The sequence below is a fragment of the Pseudoblastomonas marina genome, assembly GCF_034374265.1.
Taxonomy (GTDB): Bacteria; Pseudomonadota; Alphaproteobacteria; order Sphingomonadales; family Sphingomonadaceae; genus Alteriqipengyuania_A; species Alteriqipengyuania_A marina.
Map to the genome: position 1 here is coordinate 2,149,103 of NZ_CP139718.1, position 16,454 is coordinate 2,165,556.

16 protein-coding genes are annotated in these 16,454 nt (G+C 59.2%); 9 read left to right on the forward strand and 7 right to left on the reverse strand.

The genetic code is table 11. The annotated features are described in order from the left end of the window. Positions 1–314: 314 nt before the first annotated feature. From T8S45_RS10580 to T8S45_RS10590, 3 genes are all read left to right on the forward strand, one after another. Complete coding sequence (locus T8S45_RS10580; protein WP_010240188.1) at positions 315–452, forward strand: benenodin family lasso peptide; 138 nt, start codon at positions 315–317, stop codon at positions 450–452. Between the two features lie 62 nt (positions 453–514). After that, positions 515–1,129, forward strand: a complete 615-nt coding sequence (locus T8S45_RS14200) for a lasso peptide biosynthesis B2 protein (protein WP_407654897.1) — start codon at positions 515–517, stop codon at positions 1,127–1,129. Continuing rightward, positions 1,126–2,853, forward strand: a complete 1,728-nt coding sequence (locus tag T8S45_RS10590) for an asparagine synthase-related protein (protein WP_322293710.1) — start codon at positions 1,126–1,128, stop codon at positions 2,851–2,853. Before T8S45_RS14200 ends, T8S45_RS10590 begins: the two co-directional genes overlap by 4 nt. On the opposite strand, the gene T8S45_RS10595 is transcribed toward T8S45_RS10590, so the two are convergent. From T8S45_RS10595 to T8S45_RS10605, 3 genes are all read right to left on the reverse strand, one after another. Then, positions 2,839–4,986 carry an Atxe2 family lasso peptide isopeptidase gene (locus T8S45_RS10595; protein ID WP_322293711.1) on the reverse strand — a complete coding sequence of 716 codons (2,148 nt, stop codon included), beginning with the start codon at positions 4,984–4,986 and terminating at the stop codon, positions 2,839–2,841. The genes T8S45_RS10590 and T8S45_RS10595 overlap by 15 nt on opposite strands. Beyond that, the gene (locus tag T8S45_RS10600) at positions 4,986–7,340 is read right to left on the reverse strand and encodes a TonB-dependent receptor plug domain-containing protein (RefSeq protein WP_322293712.1); all 2,355 of its coding nucleotides are present in this window, start codon (positions 7,338–7,340) and stop codon (positions 4,986–4,988) included. Before T8S45_RS10600 ends, T8S45_RS10595 begins: the two co-directional genes overlap by 1 nt. A gap of 81 nt (positions 7,341–7,421) precedes the next feature. Then, positions 7,422–8,042 (reverse strand): RNA polymerase sigma factor, encoded by a 621-nt coding sequence (locus T8S45_RS10605; protein WP_322293713.1) that lies wholly within the window; start codon positions 8,040–8,042, stop codon positions 7,422–7,424. A 408-nt stretch (positions 8,043–8,450) separates the two neighbouring features. On the opposite strand from T8S45_RS10605, the gene T8S45_RS10610 reads away from it, so the two are divergent. The 3 genes from T8S45_RS10610 to T8S45_RS10620 all read left to right on the forward strand — a co-directional run bounded on the left by T8S45_RS10610 (position 8,451) and on the right by T8S45_RS10620 (position 10,171). Then, positions 8,451–8,642 (forward strand): transcriptional regulator domain-containing protein, encoded by a 192-nt coding sequence (locus T8S45_RS10610; RefSeq protein WP_322293714.1) that lies wholly within the window; start codon positions 8,451–8,453, stop codon positions 8,640–8,642. Positions 8,643–8,829: 187 nt separating this feature from the next. Then, positions 8,830–9,234, forward strand: a complete 405-nt coding sequence (locus tag T8S45_RS10615; RefSeq protein WP_322295226.1) for a DUF2285 domain-containing protein — start codon at positions 8,830–8,832, stop codon at positions 9,232–9,234. Positions 9,235–9,418: 184 nt separating this feature from the next. Further along, positions 9,419–10,171 (forward strand): LuxR family transcriptional regulator, encoded by a 753-nt coding sequence (locus T8S45_RS10620; RefSeq protein ID WP_322293715.1) that lies wholly within the window; start codon positions 9,419–9,421, stop codon positions 10,169–10,171. A 104-nt stretch (positions 10,172–10,275) separates the two neighbouring features. Here the strand turns inward: T8S45_RS10620 and T8S45_RS10625 are convergent, their stop codons facing one another. The 4 genes from T8S45_RS10625 to T8S45_RS10640 are packed head-to-tail and all read right to left on the reverse strand — an operon-like array spanning position 10,276 to position 12,578. Continuing rightward, positions 10,276–11,634, reverse strand: a complete 1,359-nt coding sequence (locus T8S45_RS10625; protein WP_322293716.1) for a dihydrolipoyl dehydrogenase family protein — start codon at positions 11,632–11,634, stop codon at positions 10,276–10,278. A gap of 1 nt (position 11,635) precedes the next feature. Next, entirely contained in the window at positions 11,636–11,866 is a 231-nt protein-coding gene (locus tag T8S45_RS10630) for a GDCCVxC domain-containing (seleno)protein (protein ID WP_322293717.1), read from the reverse strand. Then, entirely contained in the window at positions 11,863–12,204 is a 342-nt protein-coding gene (locus T8S45_RS10635) for a heavy-metal-associated domain-containing protein (protein ID WP_322293718.1), read from the reverse strand. The genes T8S45_RS10630 and T8S45_RS10635 overlap by 4 nt, the downstream gene beginning before the upstream one ends. An 11-nt stretch (positions 12,205–12,215) precedes the next feature. After that, a complete protein-coding gene (locus tag T8S45_RS10640) occupies positions 12,216–12,578 on the reverse strand; it encodes a mercuric transporter MerT family protein (protein ID WP_322293719.1) in 363 nt (120 codons plus the stop codon). 74 nt (positions 12,579–12,652) lie between these two features. Between T8S45_RS10640 and T8S45_RS10645 the strand changes: the two genes are divergently transcribed. From T8S45_RS10645 to T8S45_RS10655, 3 genes are all read left to right on the forward strand, one after another. After that, complete coding sequence (locus tag T8S45_RS10645) at positions 12,653–13,063, forward strand: MerR family transcriptional regulator (protein ID WP_322293720.1); 411 nt, start codon at positions 12,653–12,655, stop codon at positions 13,061–13,063. Positions 13,064–13,256: 193 nt separating this feature from the next. Then, positions 13,257–15,386 (forward strand): TonB-dependent receptor, encoded by a 2,130-nt coding sequence (locus tag T8S45_RS10650; RefSeq protein WP_322293721.1) that lies wholly within the window; start codon positions 13,257–13,259, stop codon positions 15,384–15,386. Beyond that, positions 15,386–16,450: a PepSY-associated TM helix domain-containing protein gene (locus T8S45_RS10655; RefSeq protein ID WP_322293722.1), complete on the forward strand. Its 1,065-nt coding sequence runs from the start codon at positions 15,386–15,388 to the stop codon at positions 16,448–16,450. Before T8S45_RS10650 ends, T8S45_RS10655 begins: the two co-directional genes overlap by 1 nt. The last annotated feature ends 4 nt before the right edge of the window (positions 16,451–16,454 follow it).

Below are 16,454 nucleotides of genomic sequence, written 5' to 3' on the forward strand. Positions count from 1 at the left end.
GGACTTTTTCTGGTTCCTCTTGGCCACGATTAGATAAGAAATGCGCCAATAGGTAGAATTGCGCTGTTTCCGCGTGCATGATTGGCCTTATCGTGAAGTAGGGAACGCATGTTCCCAGCGACCGGGTGGCGACACGCATGTCCAGGCGAAAAGCTAAAAGTGTCGATACACTCGCCAACGGGTGTTTCCATCACCCGGTCGCATCTTCGACCACACTGTATTTATAATTCCATTATAAGTTGGTCTGAATTCCGCTCCGCGCTCACTCTCCACTTGCGACGTCCGAGTCGCGATACCAACCACAGGAGTGAATCATGAAGGAGTTCGACCATAACCAGAATGAGGTTATTGACCTCGGCAAGGCCTCGGTTGAGACCAAGGGCGCCGTCGGTTTCTACATCGACGCCAGCGGCGGGCAATTGGCCAACAGCCCGGGCCTGCTCGACGAATAGGTCCTCGGCGGGCCGTGCGGCGCAATCCTGCCGCGCGACCCGCCGATTCGGGCTCCTAATCGATGGATCTCCACCGCGAAGGACTGGCGTGGCGCATTTTGGATGGCCAGCTCCTATTTCTCGATGTTTCCAACGATCGTTACTTTCGGTTGTCGGATGACGAAAATCGCAGATGTCTCGAAAAACTTGGCCGGTATCCCGAGAAGCAATGGCACCAACCGAGCAGCTTCGCCCGGCCTGCGGACTGGACCGTCCCAGAACAATCGAGCCCGGCAATCGCCGAGCATACCTTTAGTCTGCCCGCAGTCGCGAGAGCGCTTTGGTTGCAACGCCGCGTTGAAGCGCGACTCGCGAAACACTCTTTGGCGCTGGTCCTTTCCCAATTGCGGAGCGTTGTCGAATCCAGGTCGGAAAGCCAATTCGAGATCAGTGAGAAGGGACGCAGGTGTATCGGGGCTTTTGAGGATGCACGATTGTTGCGCACCGCTGCGGACCGGTGTCTTTCGCGCTCCATCGCTCTCGCGACTTGTCTTGCCGCATATGGCGACCGGGCGCGGATCGTCATCGGCGTCCATTCACCCCCTTTTGCAGCACACTGCTGGACGCAGCACCGAGACACGGTCCTTAACGACAGTGTCGAAGAAGTGCTCCGCTATGAACCAATTCTTGTCGTATGAGACCGCTACGTTTTGTTCTTGCGGTTCCTCATGGCGCGAACGGCCAAATCTTGCCGTCAATCGTTGCAACCCCGGGTCAGGTTTGTTCCGATGTCGCGGCCTTGTGGTGTGACAGCGAAACGCCCTGCCATTTCCTGAACCGACAGTGCTGCCTGATCGGGATCGCTTTTTCCCGAACGACATATCGCCGCGTGCGCGCCGCCGAGCAACTCGGGTTGGCTCCGGCCATAGCCGAGGAGGCCGCCAAGCATCTCGCCGCCAACGTCTGGGGTGGATATGTCGCCATCCTAGGCGATTGGAGCAATGGACCAATCGGTGTGCTGGTCGATCCTTCCGGACTCTTGCCCGTTTACCTTCTCTCCACATCGGAGCACGTCATACTGACCAGTGATCCGCTCCTGATTGCGGAAGCGGCAGGATTGGAGACGCCGGTTTCGTACCCGGCGCTGCACGCGCACCTGCTACGGCCTGAACAACGCCACCGGAAAACGTGTCTTGAGGGAATTGACGAACTCGCGCCTGGATCGCTGCATTTACTCGCGCGCCAGGGTTTGCAGATCCGTAGGATATGGCATGCAACCGACTTTCTCCCACGAATGCCGATCCCGGCATTCATGGATTACGCCGCGCAACTGAAGGAGCTCGGCGCTGCAGTGCTGCAAAGCTGGAGCGGCATGTTTGGAAGAGCAAGCGTAGCGGCATCGGGCGGCGTCGATTCGTCATTCATTTGCGCTGCTCTGGCCTATTCGGGCGAACGCTTCGATTGCGTTACTCTCGCCACTTCGGATCCGTCCGGCGACGAGCGGATATACGCCAATCGCGTGGCGGAATGGTTCGGGGTTCGGTGTGTCGAGCGGATATACGACCCGGCGTTTGACGATCCTTCGAGATCTTCCTCCCGGGGGTTGCCGCGACCGGCCCGACGCTCATTCCAGCACATTCTTGACACCTTGCTTGTCGATGCGATGGCGGACCTCGGCGCCTCGGTCATCTACGATGGCAACGGAGGCGACAATCTGTTCTGTTTCCTCCATTCCTCTGCGCCGGTAGCCGACCGGCTGGCAGCGGAGGGTCTGGGGACAGGCGTGCTGCGCTCCCTGATTGACATGTGCCATATCACCGGATGCTCGGTCCCCACCATGATCGCCGCAGTTCTTCGCAGGCGGCTTGGTAAGGGAACGAGGGAAAGCTGGCCGGTCGATGCGAGTCTGCTTACCTGGGGAACTGACGCTGCGTACAGCGAGCCACTCGTGCCCTGGCTGAGTCCTCTAGGGATCTCAGGTTCGGGAAAACGTGACCATATGGTCCTGATCATGCGGGCACAGAACCACATTCATGGACTGGCCGCCGGCCTGCCTCGATTTTCGCCACTAATGAGTCAGCCGCTCATGGAATTTTGTCTCGGTGTTCCGACCTGGATATGGGCACACGGCGGCAGGAACCGCGCTTTGGCCCGGGCGGCATTCGCACAGGAATTGCCGCCTGCCGTGCTGGCCAGAACATCGAAGGCCGGACCCGACAGCTTCGTAAGGCAAATATTCGCCCTGAACCGAAATTCGATCGCGGAGCGCTTGCTGGATGGGTTGCTCGCCGCGAACGGGGTAATCGACCGCCATGCCGTGGAAGCCGCGCTGCGCACTGATGAACGAGACGACAACAGCATGTTCGGTCGCATACTTGACCTGCTCGAAGCCGAGAATTGGGCTCGCTCATGGACCCGCTAATGGTTCAGCATGGCAGCGAAGGTCGCGTGTGGGCGGCGCACCCTCCATGGCGCTCCAGCGGGCGTACTGCGCTTCTCTTGAAGGATCGCAGTTCAGCCTGCCCATTAGCCAGAACTCGAACCATTCGGCGACGCGCTCGTACATCGCCAGACGATGCGACGATTGCCATTTGACATGAGACTCATCGGGGAACACGTAGAGTTCGATCGGCTTATTGTTATGCGAGAAGGTTTCAACGACATCGAGGCTGCCTTCGTACTCACTGTCTCCTGCCTGGATTAAAATCGGGACATCGATCCGGTCCACATTGAGTATGAGCGACATGGGCTCCCAGAATGTTTCGGCGCCGGGCTCGAAATAGCGATAACCCATGTCCCGCAAATACTCGGTAAACCGTGGCCCTGCAGCGAGGGCGAAGGAGTAGAGATCCTCGCAGCACGATCCCATCGAAGCGACCTGGAAAAGGTCCGAATTGATCAGCGCCCACTGGACGGTCGATCCGCCATCACTGAATCCGCTGATCCCCATGCGCGATGGATCGACCGCACCAGTCTCGATGGCGCGTCGTACAGCGAGCTCTAGTGCTTCCTGCACCTGGCGCCGGTCCGCCCAGTCATCTTCGCTCAATGTCCGTATTTCTGCTTCGGTTGTCGCCAGATACGCCTCTGGCGGGAAATCGGGCCGGTCGAAACTGAGGACGGCGAATCCGCGTGCGGCGAGAGGCTGGATTGGAACTTCGTCCCCGGTTCCTCCGCGAAGGAAACCCCGGCTCCGGTACTGCACCACGATCAGGGGATGTAGTTCGCCAGGTTGATGAGTGGGCGGCAGGACAAGGTCGGCGAAACTCTCGACACCGCTTGCCAGGCGGAAGCGGAAACGCTGGACGGAGCCATACTCCATGTTCTCGAGCTGCGGGTTTGGATCGTGGATCAGTCGTTCCGATCCCGTTCGCATGTCGAGCGCCACTAATCGGCGGGGCTGTGTGCTGCCCTCACGCCCGCAAATAAGTTCGTTGGCATGAGGGGCGCACCCCATGAACACATCATCGGAAATCAGGACTTGGCGAGGCGCAGCATCGCGGGGATCCCAGCGCAACAACGCCGTCTGGCTGTCCGCCCATCCAGTACGCTGGACGAGGAAAAGGGCGCGCTCCGAGGCCGACCAGAACAGTTTTCGCATGCCGTCGCATTGCGTGACAGGGCAGACTTTTCGGCTGCCGTCCGGAGCGGCCAGAACCAGCCGCGTCGGGCTGAGGAGACGCTCGGGGAACTCTGCTTCGAGCCAGGCCGAAAACCCGCCCTCTCCTGATCGAACATTTCGTGCGTTGTCCGGTATCGCTGCCGGTCGCGGCGGGGCAATAAGCACCTGCTCCATTTCGGTTGCAGGTCGCGATGACCCGTCCCGAAGCGAAACCCATGTATAGACCGGATCGGCATGACCGGTCGGTATCGGTCGGTCGGCTGCCTGCGGCGCAAACCGCGCGTCGAAGAGAAATCCGCGTGTGCCTTCGCTGGCGATTGCCGCGGCGGCGAGGCGAATTGCAGGTCTTGTGCTGACAATGAGACCCATTCCGTCCTGAGCCCAGGCGAAATCGTCGACATCGTCGGCCAGATTGGTTGCTCGGACCGCACCCGTTTGCCCGGTTGGGCTGGCCAACCAAACCTGTGTCGAACCGGCTTCTCTCCTCAGATACGCAATCCGCATGCCATCCGGCGACCATCGCGGCGCGCTCGTCCTAGGCCAACCGGCCAGTATCGCGGTGAAGTCGCGAAGCCGGAAATCGTCGCGAATGAATTCCCCGCCGCGCGCCACCTCGATTGGAGAACCTTCGCCGCTCAACGGCGCGACCAGCAGTCTTTGGCAATAGGTATTCGTCTCGGGAATTGCGCGACGGACGGTGAAGGCGATTTGGCTGTCGTCAGGCGAGATACCAAATACACTTCGATTGGGAGTTCCGACCGGTGCGCCAATATCCGCAATCCGGACTTGTCCGTCCACTGTCCACTCACCTAACTCCGCATTTGCCGCTTCCGGGGCGACGTGCAGTGCATCACACGGATCTTCGGCCGATGGCGGATCGTCAGCTGTAGGCACGATCGTCAGGCTGAGCGCTAGGGCAAAGAGCGCAGTCATTACCAATGCCTCCTCACGCCAAACGCGATGAAGCGCCCGATGGGAGAATAGTTGGTTGAATCGTAGGGTGTTGTGTTGGGACCGGTTTGGCCGATCACGTCCGGCTTATCGTTAAACAGGTTTTGAATGGTCAACGAGAACTCGAGACCGGGATCACGGCCGTCTCCCCGAATGACCGCATAGTGCATGCCAAGATCGACAGTTGCGCTTGGTGACAGCCGCTGCACGGTTGCAAGCCGTCTGTCGACGAGCGCACCGATATAACTGACTGCCGCATTGGCGGTAAGGCGGCCTGCCCGATATCTTGCTGCTCCACGCGCGCGGTAGCGGGGCGGGTTGAAAGTCGTACCGGCAAGCTGGACTTCAGGTAGTTCGGATGTGATGGTTTGCCTGCTGCGCAACCAGCTGCCGTTGAGATCCAATCCTATCGAGCGGTCATTCCCGAGATCGCGGTTCCAAGCAATCCTGGCATCCAGCCCTTCGACGCTCCACGCCGCGACATTAATGTTCCTGTTGTCGAACAGAACGACAACGTCTGCAGGATCGAACGGGCGGCCTGTGAAGTTCTCCAATCCGAACTGGGCACCCGTGATGAGTTCGGCCAAATCGGCCGGATCAGGTGAAAAATCGATGAGGCTGGCATATCCCGGATTGTTGATAGCAGCTGCGATCGATCCAGCGATCGGCGCAACGACGCGGTTGTCATAGCGGATATCATACCAAGTCGCGGAGGCGGTCAATCCTCGGACCGCTGCAGGCTGGAACTCGACTCCCGCCGTCCAGCTTCGGGCGCGCTCGGGACGGAGGTTGGGATTGCCGCCCCCGCTCAGAAACACAGTGTCGGAGCCGGTGCCCGCTCCGAACGCCGCAGCAGGCACCAGAATGGCCTGAGAAAAGATGTTTTGCTGGTAAAGCGTGGGAGCCTTGAACGAGCGTGCCCAACTCGCTCTGAACATCAGATCACCACCTGGCGAATAGGTAATCCCAAGGCGCGGGGTGGCGAGCTGGTCGAGTCCGGGATAGTCTTCGTAGCGAACTGCAGCGGATAGCGTTAGCTGCTCGATTCCATCGACGGCGTTCCGACCCGACACGAATGGAACATACAGTTCCGCATAGGCGAAGCGTGCCCGTTGCGTTGCATCGAATTGCGCATTGAGGATCGCGCTTTCCAGAGAGTACTCGAGTCGATTGTTACGAAATCCGATGCCGACAGCTAAGCGCGTCTCGCCGCCGGGAAGAGTGACGACCGGGCCTTCCGCACCCATTTCCAGCGAGGTGATCTGATGCAGGTAGCTTCCCGTAGAGACGCGCGCCGGACCTGTCTCTGGAATGAAACTGGTCTGGAAGCGGGTTCGATCGCGCCCGAAGACACCCACGAGATTGGCCTTCCAACTCGGCCCAAGGTCGAACTGCAGCGACGGCGCTACGGAAAAGGTCTCGAGGTCGGGCTCACGCCGAATGCGCTGGGCCGGCGTGCCATCAATGGTGGTTGATTCGCGATACGAATACAGCGCGTCGAGATTGGCCTCCACGCCTTCTAACAAGCTCTGGTGCGCCGAAAATGTTACGGCGTGGCGCCGGTTTGAGGGATAAAGCAGGGTTTCCGGTAGCAGTGATCCTGCATAGGCGCGCTCCCTCGCCTCAATCCCGGAATTGTTCGCGAAGTCGTAGGCGAAGACGAAGCCGCCACTGTTCCAGATTGTCCCTGCGACTATGTCGGCCTGTTGGCGAAAGTTGCCTCCATCGGTGCTCGCTCCAATCTGGGCCGAGGTTGTCACGCCCTCAAAGTCGCGGCGCAGGATGACGTTCACAACGCCGCCAACCGCGTCCGAGCCATAGAGCGCCGAAGCTCCATCTGGGACGACCTCGAGCCGGTCGACAATGGCGAGCGGAATGGCGGAGATGTCGACGCCCTGGGACGCCGAGTTGTATGGAAGGCGATGACCGTTGAGCAATGTCAGCGTCGCATCGGGCCCGAGCCCGCGCAGATTGGGAGTCGATGCTGAATTTACATTTTCGTTGCCGATGCCGCCGCCCGAACCAACCCCAGGGTTCTGACCGCCAGAGAAATTCTGGGGTAGGCTGCGGATCGCTTCGCCGAGGTCCACCTGGCCCGTCTCGACGATCGTCTCGCGATCAAGCTCGATGACTTCACCTACGACCCGTGCACCTCGGATTCGCGTTCCCGTGACAACGATCGCAGAACTCTCTTCGTCCAAAGCCGTATCGCCAACCTCGGCAGCGTCATCTTGTGCCTGGTCGCCTGGACTGTCTTGGGCGAAAAGAGGAGGAGCGGCACCTGCAAATGCTGCCCCGGTTAGAAGGACGGAAAGTGTGCGAATTGTCGACGACATTGATATCTCCCTGTTTTGGCGCGGACCGGCCGCTACAGAAGATGACGCTCACTTTTGCGAGCACCTTAGTTTCAATTGAAATTAAATTTTGATTGGTCCCTTTTGGCCGGTTGTCTGCAGACACCAGCTGTGACCCAGCGTTTGACGCAAATGCGCAAGAGCTTTCATCATGTGATAGTCGACGGTCGGCAGCGCGATGCCCAGCTCGAGATGTATCTGACGGTAGGATTTCTTCTCGATGCGATTCATAGCGAAGATACGTGCGGTCTTTTGCGGGAGCTCTGCGAGCGCGATTTCCAGCACGTGCCGGGTTTCACGGACATGCACGGCATCTTCTTGCGCAGCACGGCTTGGCGCGTCTGCGTTCTCCAGAAGTGGCTGGGTCCTGACCCGGCACTTTTGCCGCCGCGCCTCGTCCACCAGCAAGTTGAATGCAATCCGCCTCAGAAAGCCCGCCGGATTGACGAGTTCCGTCAGCTGCTTGCTGGTCGCCGCACGCAGGAACACGTCCTGTGCCAGGTCGCGGGCGCGTTCGGAGCCCACGCGGCGCGCAAGATAGGCGATCAGTCCAGCCCGTTCCTCGCGGTAGAGGGCATCGAGTGTGCGGCGGCGACCGACCGTTCGGCTTACCTTTGCAGCGCAATATGCGGGACCCACGCACTGGGGAGATTGGTGCCGAATTTCGGCGGCAATTTGAGTCATGCTTCGAACTTGGAGGCGACCGCAACCTGAGTTCGCCGTGGCGAACTGCGTGCGGGTTCCAGGTCTGTGCCGCCGTCCGGGGCCTGGTTTGTGCCCCTTGATCGGTCCGGCCGCCGGGCCTGCGATGGACCGGCGTGCATGATGTCCGGCGGAAAGATCCACGCGGACGGTGCCAGAATATCAATCCGCGCGCTGTCAATCTGCCCAACATAGGAATGGCTTGCAAGAGGTAAGTAGAGCCGTTTTGGACCCGCTTGTGGCGGCGGTCGTCGCCTTCCCTAAGAAAGCAACGGTCTCGGCGAGCGCCTGATCAAATATGCCCAATATTGGGGAGGCGGCCCCCTAGGTCATGGAATGTCGGCGCGGTGCTGGCGCCTCTAGCGAAATCGGCGAGAAAGGAGGTGCTTCATGGCTCGACCATTTGACAGCAACGACCGGACAGGCGCATTGGACTATTCGGATTTCGCGCAGGAATTCCTGCGCCGCAATGCCGCGTACCGGCAACAATACTCACGGATCGCCAGCGAAAGCGGTTTCGACCCGCAATCCCCAGCTTGCCGCCAAATGGCGCGTTCATGGGGCCTTGAATTTCCCGATTGATCCCGACCTTTCGGCTCGCACCCATCCGGCAATCTGGCAAGCCGAGGAAAACGCTCATGTGGTAATTCTTAGCGGTGGCGACGCAGTCAAAGCGGCACTCGCGTTATGTGACGTGATCGTCAAGCGAGCGAGCAATGCGGGAGATCATCTGGTCCTCGCCAGCAGGGGCGCTCGGCACCGCCTGCTCATGACGGCCTCCGCCCGACCGGAGGTAGACACTTATCTGATCCCTCGAGACCAATCGTTTCCGATCAGGCTGGCGGCGCTCGATGCATTTCACTGCTGTGTCGATGGTTCCTCTGCTCCTACCGTGCGAAACCAGTTGCAGCCCACCGCCTATCAGTCCCACCGCCTCCACTTGCTGCTCGCCATACTTGATGCTTTGAGCCGGGCGCCTGAGGGTATTATGCTAAAAGATATCGCTGGAACCATCGTTTATCGGGGATTGTCCGCGCAGCGCGCCATTGACTGGAAATCATCATCGCAGCGCCGCCAGACCCAGCGTCTCGTGGCTGAGGCACGGCGAATGGCGTCGCACGGCTATCTCGGCCTGCTTCGCCAAAGTCGGCTCCGACCTTTTCAAACGCACTGAATACACTATGGTCTTTCGTGGGGCATGCTGCTGAATTTTGCGGCGCGCCCGGATTGGAACCGGACCTTGAGGGTCGCAACTGCAACTGCTGGAACAGGTGGAATGGAACCGTCTGATCAGGCACCGAGCAGGCGGTCAGGTGGCGGCGTGTTGGATTGCGTGCTGCCGATCGAACGGCAGGTCTATGTACGCATATCTCGCGGAGGAATTCGCAACTGAACTTGTCAATGTCCGTTCGGACACTGAACTCGACGGTGCCCTTAAACAGGTTTCCCGGCGCCTTGGCTTCGACCACTTGGCGCTTAGCCTGGAGATGCGTTCGACATCGTGCGAGGCACCGGGCCTGCTATTGCACGACTATCCCGACGAATGGGCGAAAGTCTATATTGCCTTCGACCTCGCAGGGCAGGATCCGGTGCGAAGAGCCTGTGACAAGACCATCATCGGTTTCGCCTGGGACTGGATTGACGAACTCGTCCCTCTCACGCGCGGCGACCGTCAAATGCTCAATGTCGGCCGGGAATGCGGTATCGGCAACGGCTATACTGTTCCGCGGCATTTGCCCGGCATAGGGCGCGGTACCTGCACCTTTGCTGTTCGGCCCGAGCGAGAACTGCCCCGACGGTGCTTCGCTGTCGCGGAAATGGTCGGGACGCTGGCTTTGAGCTGTGCACTGGGACTGAGCTCAGAAAAGTTCGATGAGAAGGTCCCTTCCCTGACCGATCGGCAGCGCGAGTGTTTGCTTTGGGTTGCAAGAGGGAAGACTGCAGCTGAAACGGCCATGATACTCGAAATCAGTACCGAAACCGTCATTCAGCATCTCAAGATGGCCCGCGAACGCTACCAGGTCCATTGTAAACAGTCCCTCGTCGTCGCGGCGCTGTTCGACGGGTTGATCGGGTTTGCCGACATCATCCGTTGGCGCGATGTCGGATAGACGTGTCACACGAGCTCAAGAGTTTCGTTCACAATGCAGGCATCTCTCTGTGTCGGCAAATCAGAAAATGCCGAAGCCCTTATTCAACCGCTTCTTCAACACAATCACACCATTGAGCCAAGGTCCGATCCCACGCTAGGGTAGACTGAAACCATTTTCTTGAGATCGCTAGTCGTCAGCCCAAGGCGGATCGCGAGACCGAAGAAGTTGATAATTTCGCCATATTCGGGGCCGAGCAAATGAGCGCCCATGATAGTGTCGCTGTCGTTATCGATTATGACCTTGGTTGCAGCGCAGCTTTCGCCAACGCGAAGGTTGGAATACCAGTCGCCGGTGTCATTCTCGACGACGCGGATATCGTGCCCGGCCTCTCGTGCTTCCTCTTCGAGCATGCCAACACGGGCTAGCTCTGGTACGGTAAATACAGCGCTCGGAACTCCCGAATAATCCGGCTTGGTCCGGTTGCCCTTGAGCATATTGGACGCAGCTACCTTGCCCTCGAAAACCGCGACAGGCGTAAGCGGGGCACCCTGCGTATCGGCGGCATCCCCGGCAGCGTAGATTTTCGGGTTGGACGTGCTTTGCAGGTAGGCGTTGACCGCAACGCCCTTGTCACCTGCCTCGACATTGGCTGCGGCCAGATCGAGCTGATCAATTGCCGCGACGCGGCCCGCGCCGTGGATGACGAGATCGGCGCGCAAATCTTTCGTTTCGCTGTCCGTTTCTACCGTGACAAGAAAGTCCGTCCCGTCCTTCTTGATGGATTTGAGTGACGTGCGCCGTCGCAGTTGGACGCCGACTTCCTCGCCTCGCGCGACGAGTCTTTCAACAAGATCGGCATCGAAACCTTTAAGCGGTCTCTTGCCGCGATCGATCATGCACACCTCGCTGCCGGCGAGTGCTGCGATATGGCCAAACTCGAACGAGATGAAACCGCCGCCGATGAACAGAATGCGTTTGGGCAGCGTATCGAGCCGCATGAACTCGGTGCTGTCGGTGAGATGTTCGGCACCGGGCACCTCTATCGACCGTGGCTTGGCGCCCGTTGCGATCAGAAAGTGGTTTGCCTGAAACTGCCCCTTGTCGTCGATTTCGACAGTATCTTCTCCGACGAAGCGCGCCTTGCCGTGAAGCGTAGTCACGCCGTTGCTCTCCAGACCGTTTTCGATCCGGCCGGGCATCTTGTCGGTAAAGGTCTGTGTGAAGTCGACCAGATCGGGCCAGTTGATCGCGATGTCGTTCGGCTCGATGCCCTTGCCTTGCATGAGCCGCGCTGCGTTGATGATTTCCGCCCCGCGGCGAAGCATTTTCTTCGGATCGCAGCCGCGCAGGGCGCAGGTGCCGCCATAAGGCAGTTCGTCGACGACAGCGACCGACCAGCCCGCAGAGGCGCATTTGTTGGCGGCATTTACGGCTGCCATGCCAACACCCAGCACTATAAGATCGAAGTTTCGCGTATTCATCTCATCGTCCTCCGCAACATGTGGCGCCCGTGCCATCGGCACGCGCTTCCTGGATTGGCGGGCAGGGGATGGTGCCGAATGAGCAGAAGACGCAGCAATCGCCCGCATTGGGGCGGAGTTTCACCTCGCAACCTTTGCAATCGTAGAAAAACCAGCAGGCATCCGTCGGCATCGTTTCGATCCTTTTATGCCCGCAAGTAGGGCATGTGATCTCGGACTTCAGTGCGATCATAGCGCGCTCGCGGCAAGGGTCGCCGGATAACCGGCGTCGGTCGACGCCGCTGCGATGGCAGTGGTGGTCGTTTGTGCAGGATCGAACCTAGCGATGGCGGTTTTCGCCTCGTAATTGATCGTCACGTCATGGACACCCGCAACGCCCTCCATCGCGCGCCGCACCGTGATCGGGCAGGTAGCACAGGTCATGTTCTCGACCGCAAAGCTCGCCGTTTGCAGAATTGCCGGATTTTGTTGAACCCGTTCGTCGGAGTTTTGCGGCAACAGGGTCGCTGCCCCGATTCCCGCTCCGGCCAGCCCCAATACCGCAACTGCGGCGATCATCGTCTTCTTCATCTTTCGAACTCCTAATAGAATAGCGGCGCCCACCAATCGACGGTGGCCGATGCACCGATCGAAGCGGTTGCCAGCCATAGGGCGCTCTTGACGATCAGGTTTGCTTCGGGCCGGGCGCAATAGGTTCCGTCTTCGCAAGGTTCGGCTTGCCGAAAATAGGTGTGCCGGAATCCAAGGCCCAGAAAGAGGAGCGCGATGGCGATAAACACCCATTTATAAGGTTCGAGCGCGGTAAGATTGCCGATCCATGCGCCGCCGATGCCCAGGCTCAGCAACAACAGCGGAGCAATACAGCAGGACGAGGCGAGTATCGCGCCGAGCGCGCCTCCACTTGCCCATATTTGCTGCGCATTCTTTTGCGTTTGATCGGTCATGGAAACCGATATAGTCTCTGTAGTAACTACAGGTTCAAGCACTAATTGGCATTTGGCTCATGACAGCATCACAAATGATCAAGCGCGGCGAACTGGCCAAACAGTCGGGCTGCAACCTTGAGACGATCCGCTACTACGAGAAGATCGGTCTGCTTAAGACGCCCGAGCGCACGGCAAGCGGGCACAGGCTCTACTCACCCGGCGACCAGGCGCGGCTCGGCTTTATCCTGCGAGGCCGCGATCTGGGTTTTTCGATCGAGGAGCTAAAAAGCCTGCTTAGCCTTGTCGATTCGCACGACTACAGCTGCGGCGAGGTTCAGGATTTGACCAGTAACCATCTGGCCAGCGTGCGATCCAAGATTGCCGACTTGAGAGGGTTGGAGCAGACCCTTGCCGAAGTATCGGCCCGCTGCGAGGGCGGAAATGTTCCAGAATGCCCCATCATCGATACGCTCTTTGGTCGTGGTCCTGCCGCTCGACCGTGAAGCAATGCCATCGGAGGGGGTACGCGGCTTGAATCTATTTTGATTCTTTCATGAGACCAACCTTTGGCTCAGCGAAGTGCGACGCTGTGACAAGGAGCCGCTAGTCAGTTCAACCACCGCAAAACGCAATGTTGCTATTGCGAATTAATCGCAATTTCAATATTGGCGCCTTCAGATTCTGAAGGAGCCGTCCATGTATCGATATCTCGCTAGCGCGTTTGCAGTCATTTTCGTTTCGCCCGCCATGGCCCAGACCGTTGCTCAAACAGAGGCCGACGAAATGGAAGGGTCCAGCGAGGTAATCGTCGTTACCGCGGCGCGTACCCAGCTACCGTCAAGCGCCCTTCCGCTTACTGTGGACGTGATCGACAGTGAATCTCTCCAGCGCCAGGTGCAGATTTCCGGCTCGACCGTGGATGCAGTCTCCGCGCTCTTGCCCTCCTTCTCGCCTACCCGCGAAAAACTGAGTGGGGCGGGCGAAAGCCTGCGTGGCCGTTCGCCGCTTTACGCCATCAACGGCATCCCCCAATCGACACCGGTGCGAGACGGTTCGCGTGATGGATATACGATTGACCCGTTTTTCATCGACCGGGTGGAAGTGATTTATGGTTCGAACGCCTTGCAGGGCATTGGCGCTACTGGCGGTGTTGTGAACCAGGTCACGGTCGGTGCGCCGAGCGAGGACGGCATTGCAGTGCGTGCACTCGCCCAGCTCACACTGCCTGACGGTTTCGACGGCGAAGGCATCGGAGCAAAATCAGGTGCCCTGCTGGGTTATCGGGACGGCCCGCTCGATGCGAGCTTCGGCGCAACGCTCGAACGGCGTGGAGCCTTCTTCGATGGTGCTGGCAACAGGATCGGGGTCGATGGAACACAAGGGGAAATCCAGGACAGCGACAGCTGGTCTGTCTTTGCGCGCCTGGGGTATGACCTTGCGAGCGGTGCACGGTTTGAAGTGGTGGCCAACCGTTTTGAACTCGAGGGAAATGCCAATTACGTCATCGTTCCCGGCGATCGCGCTACAGGTGTCCCGTCCACCAGCGTGCGCGGCGTCACACCGGGCGACCCTCCCTCCAATACCGCAGAACTCCTATCGGCTTCGTTCGTGGACCCCGATTTGGGTGGAGGCACACTCATCCTGCAGGGCTTCTACAGCCGCACGAACGATGTGTTCGGCGGCGGAGTTTTTGGGACATTCCAGGATCCGGCAATCGATCCGTCGAGGACTCTCTTCGATCAGTCTGCCAACCAGTCGCGTAAACTAGGCGGCAAGGTTAGCTACGAACGCGCTATTCCCGGCCTGGAAGATCTCGTTCTGACGGCAGGCTTCGATGCGCTCTTTGATCGGACGGAACAATCGCTGGTTCAGACCGGCAGGGTGTGGGTGCCACCAAGCGATTTCCGCAGCCTCGCGCCGTTTCTGCAGAGCAATCTGGCGCTCGCCGATGGAGTTGTTCGCGTAGCGGGTGGTCTGCGCTATGAGAATGTCCAGCTATCCGTTGATGATTTCCAGACGCTCGCCAGCTATGGTTCGGTGCAGGTGGAGGGCGGATCTCCGTCGTTCAAAGACCTTTTGTGGAACGCTGGGGTAATAGTCGAACCTGTCGATGGGCTCCGCGCTTACGGTAGCTATGGCGAGGGCTTCACTATTGCCGATGTCGGCCGCATCTTGCGCGGCATCACCCAAACCGGAGTCGATGTCGACGACTTCCTTTCACTGGAACCCGTGGTCTCGAACAATCGCGAGCTTGGCCTCGAATGGGATCGCGGAGCGCTCCAAGCTTCAGCGAGCTATTTCTGGTCGTCGAGCGACTTCGGATCGCTGCTCGTGCTTCGCAACGACGTCTTCGAGGTCGAACGTCAACCCATAGAGATCGAAGGGTTCGAAGCGAGCCTCGCGTGGCGAACACCTCTTCCGGGCCTCTCTCTCAGCGGCGGCTATGCCAATCTTTCGGGTAGAACCGACAGTGATAGCGACGGGATCGTGGATGAGGATCTCGATGGAGCGAACATCTCCCCGGACCGGGTCAATCTCGCTGCGGATTATTCCGCCGGTCCGCTTAGCCTGCGCGCTCAGGCCCGCTTCTATCTTCCGAGAGAATTCAATGACGTTGCCAGTGCTACGGATTTTGAAGGCTACACATTGCTCGATGCCTTCATCGCCTATCGTACCGATATCGGCGAGTTTGCGCTCGCCGCATCGAACCTTACCGATGAATTCTACGTGACCTACGACAGCGACACTGTGCGTGTAACGGACAACAGCCGATTCTTTGCCGGTCGCGGACGCAACTTCACGCTAAGCTGGCGCGGCGCCTTCTGATGAAGCTTCTCTCATGGCTGCATCGCTGGACAGGTGGCATCGTGGGCATCCTGCTCGCGGTAATCGGGCTGTCCGGCACCGTGCTGTTGTGGGAGGGAAGCTGGATCATGCTGCCTGGTGCGGACGATCAGGCGACAAACGATCCTGCAGCGCTCGGGCGCTCGATTGCGGCAGCCTTGGAACTAGACCCGGGGCTCTCGCGCATCACTTTCGCGGGTGAGGAAATCGGATTGCATCAGGCGATCTATGGCGATGGCAGCGGTGCCTACCTTGCTCAGGATGGCACCCTGATCGATCGCTGGGACAGCATGTGGGAAAGGCCCGAACTCTGGCTGTTCGATCTCCATCACTACCTTTTCATCGGAGAAGCTGGAAAGACGGTCACCGGCATCCTCGGCATTTTGTTGCTGGGTTTCAGCATCAGCGGGCTGATATTGTGGTGGCGTACCCGCAAGACCTTCCGGCTGCGGCTCTGGCCCGCGCGTTTCACGACCAGTGCCATCGTCCGACATCACCGGGACCTGGGCGCGGTTGCCTCGCCGCTTCTGATCTTTGCAGCTTCTACCGGTGCACTCATGGTCTTTCCCGCACTATCGGCTTGGGTGTTATCTCCGTGGGCTGCCGAAACCGAAGCGCGGGTCTTGCCCGTGGATCTCTCTGCACCTGATCTTCAAACAGACTGGTCCTTGGTCATGACACGTGCGCAAGCGGCCTTTCCTCAGGCGGCACCGCGGCGCATAATGCTCCCTGTCGATTCAGGGGAGCCCATCGCTATACGCTACCGGCAGCACTTCGAATGGACCCCGAACGGGCGAAGCTATGTCTGGGTCGATCCTGCCACCGCAACCATCGTGAGCGTCGAAGATCCGGCCTCGGGAGATGCGGCTTCCGCAGTGACCGAGAAATACTATCCTGTCCATGCTGCCAAAGTGGGCGGAATCCTCTGGCGCCTCGCCATGACGTTCGCAGGGATTTCGCTGGCGATGCTGGGCATTTTGGCCACCTGGAGCTTTTGGATGAAGCCAATGGTTACGCCCAACAAAATGCGAAAACGGGGCCCCTGACTAA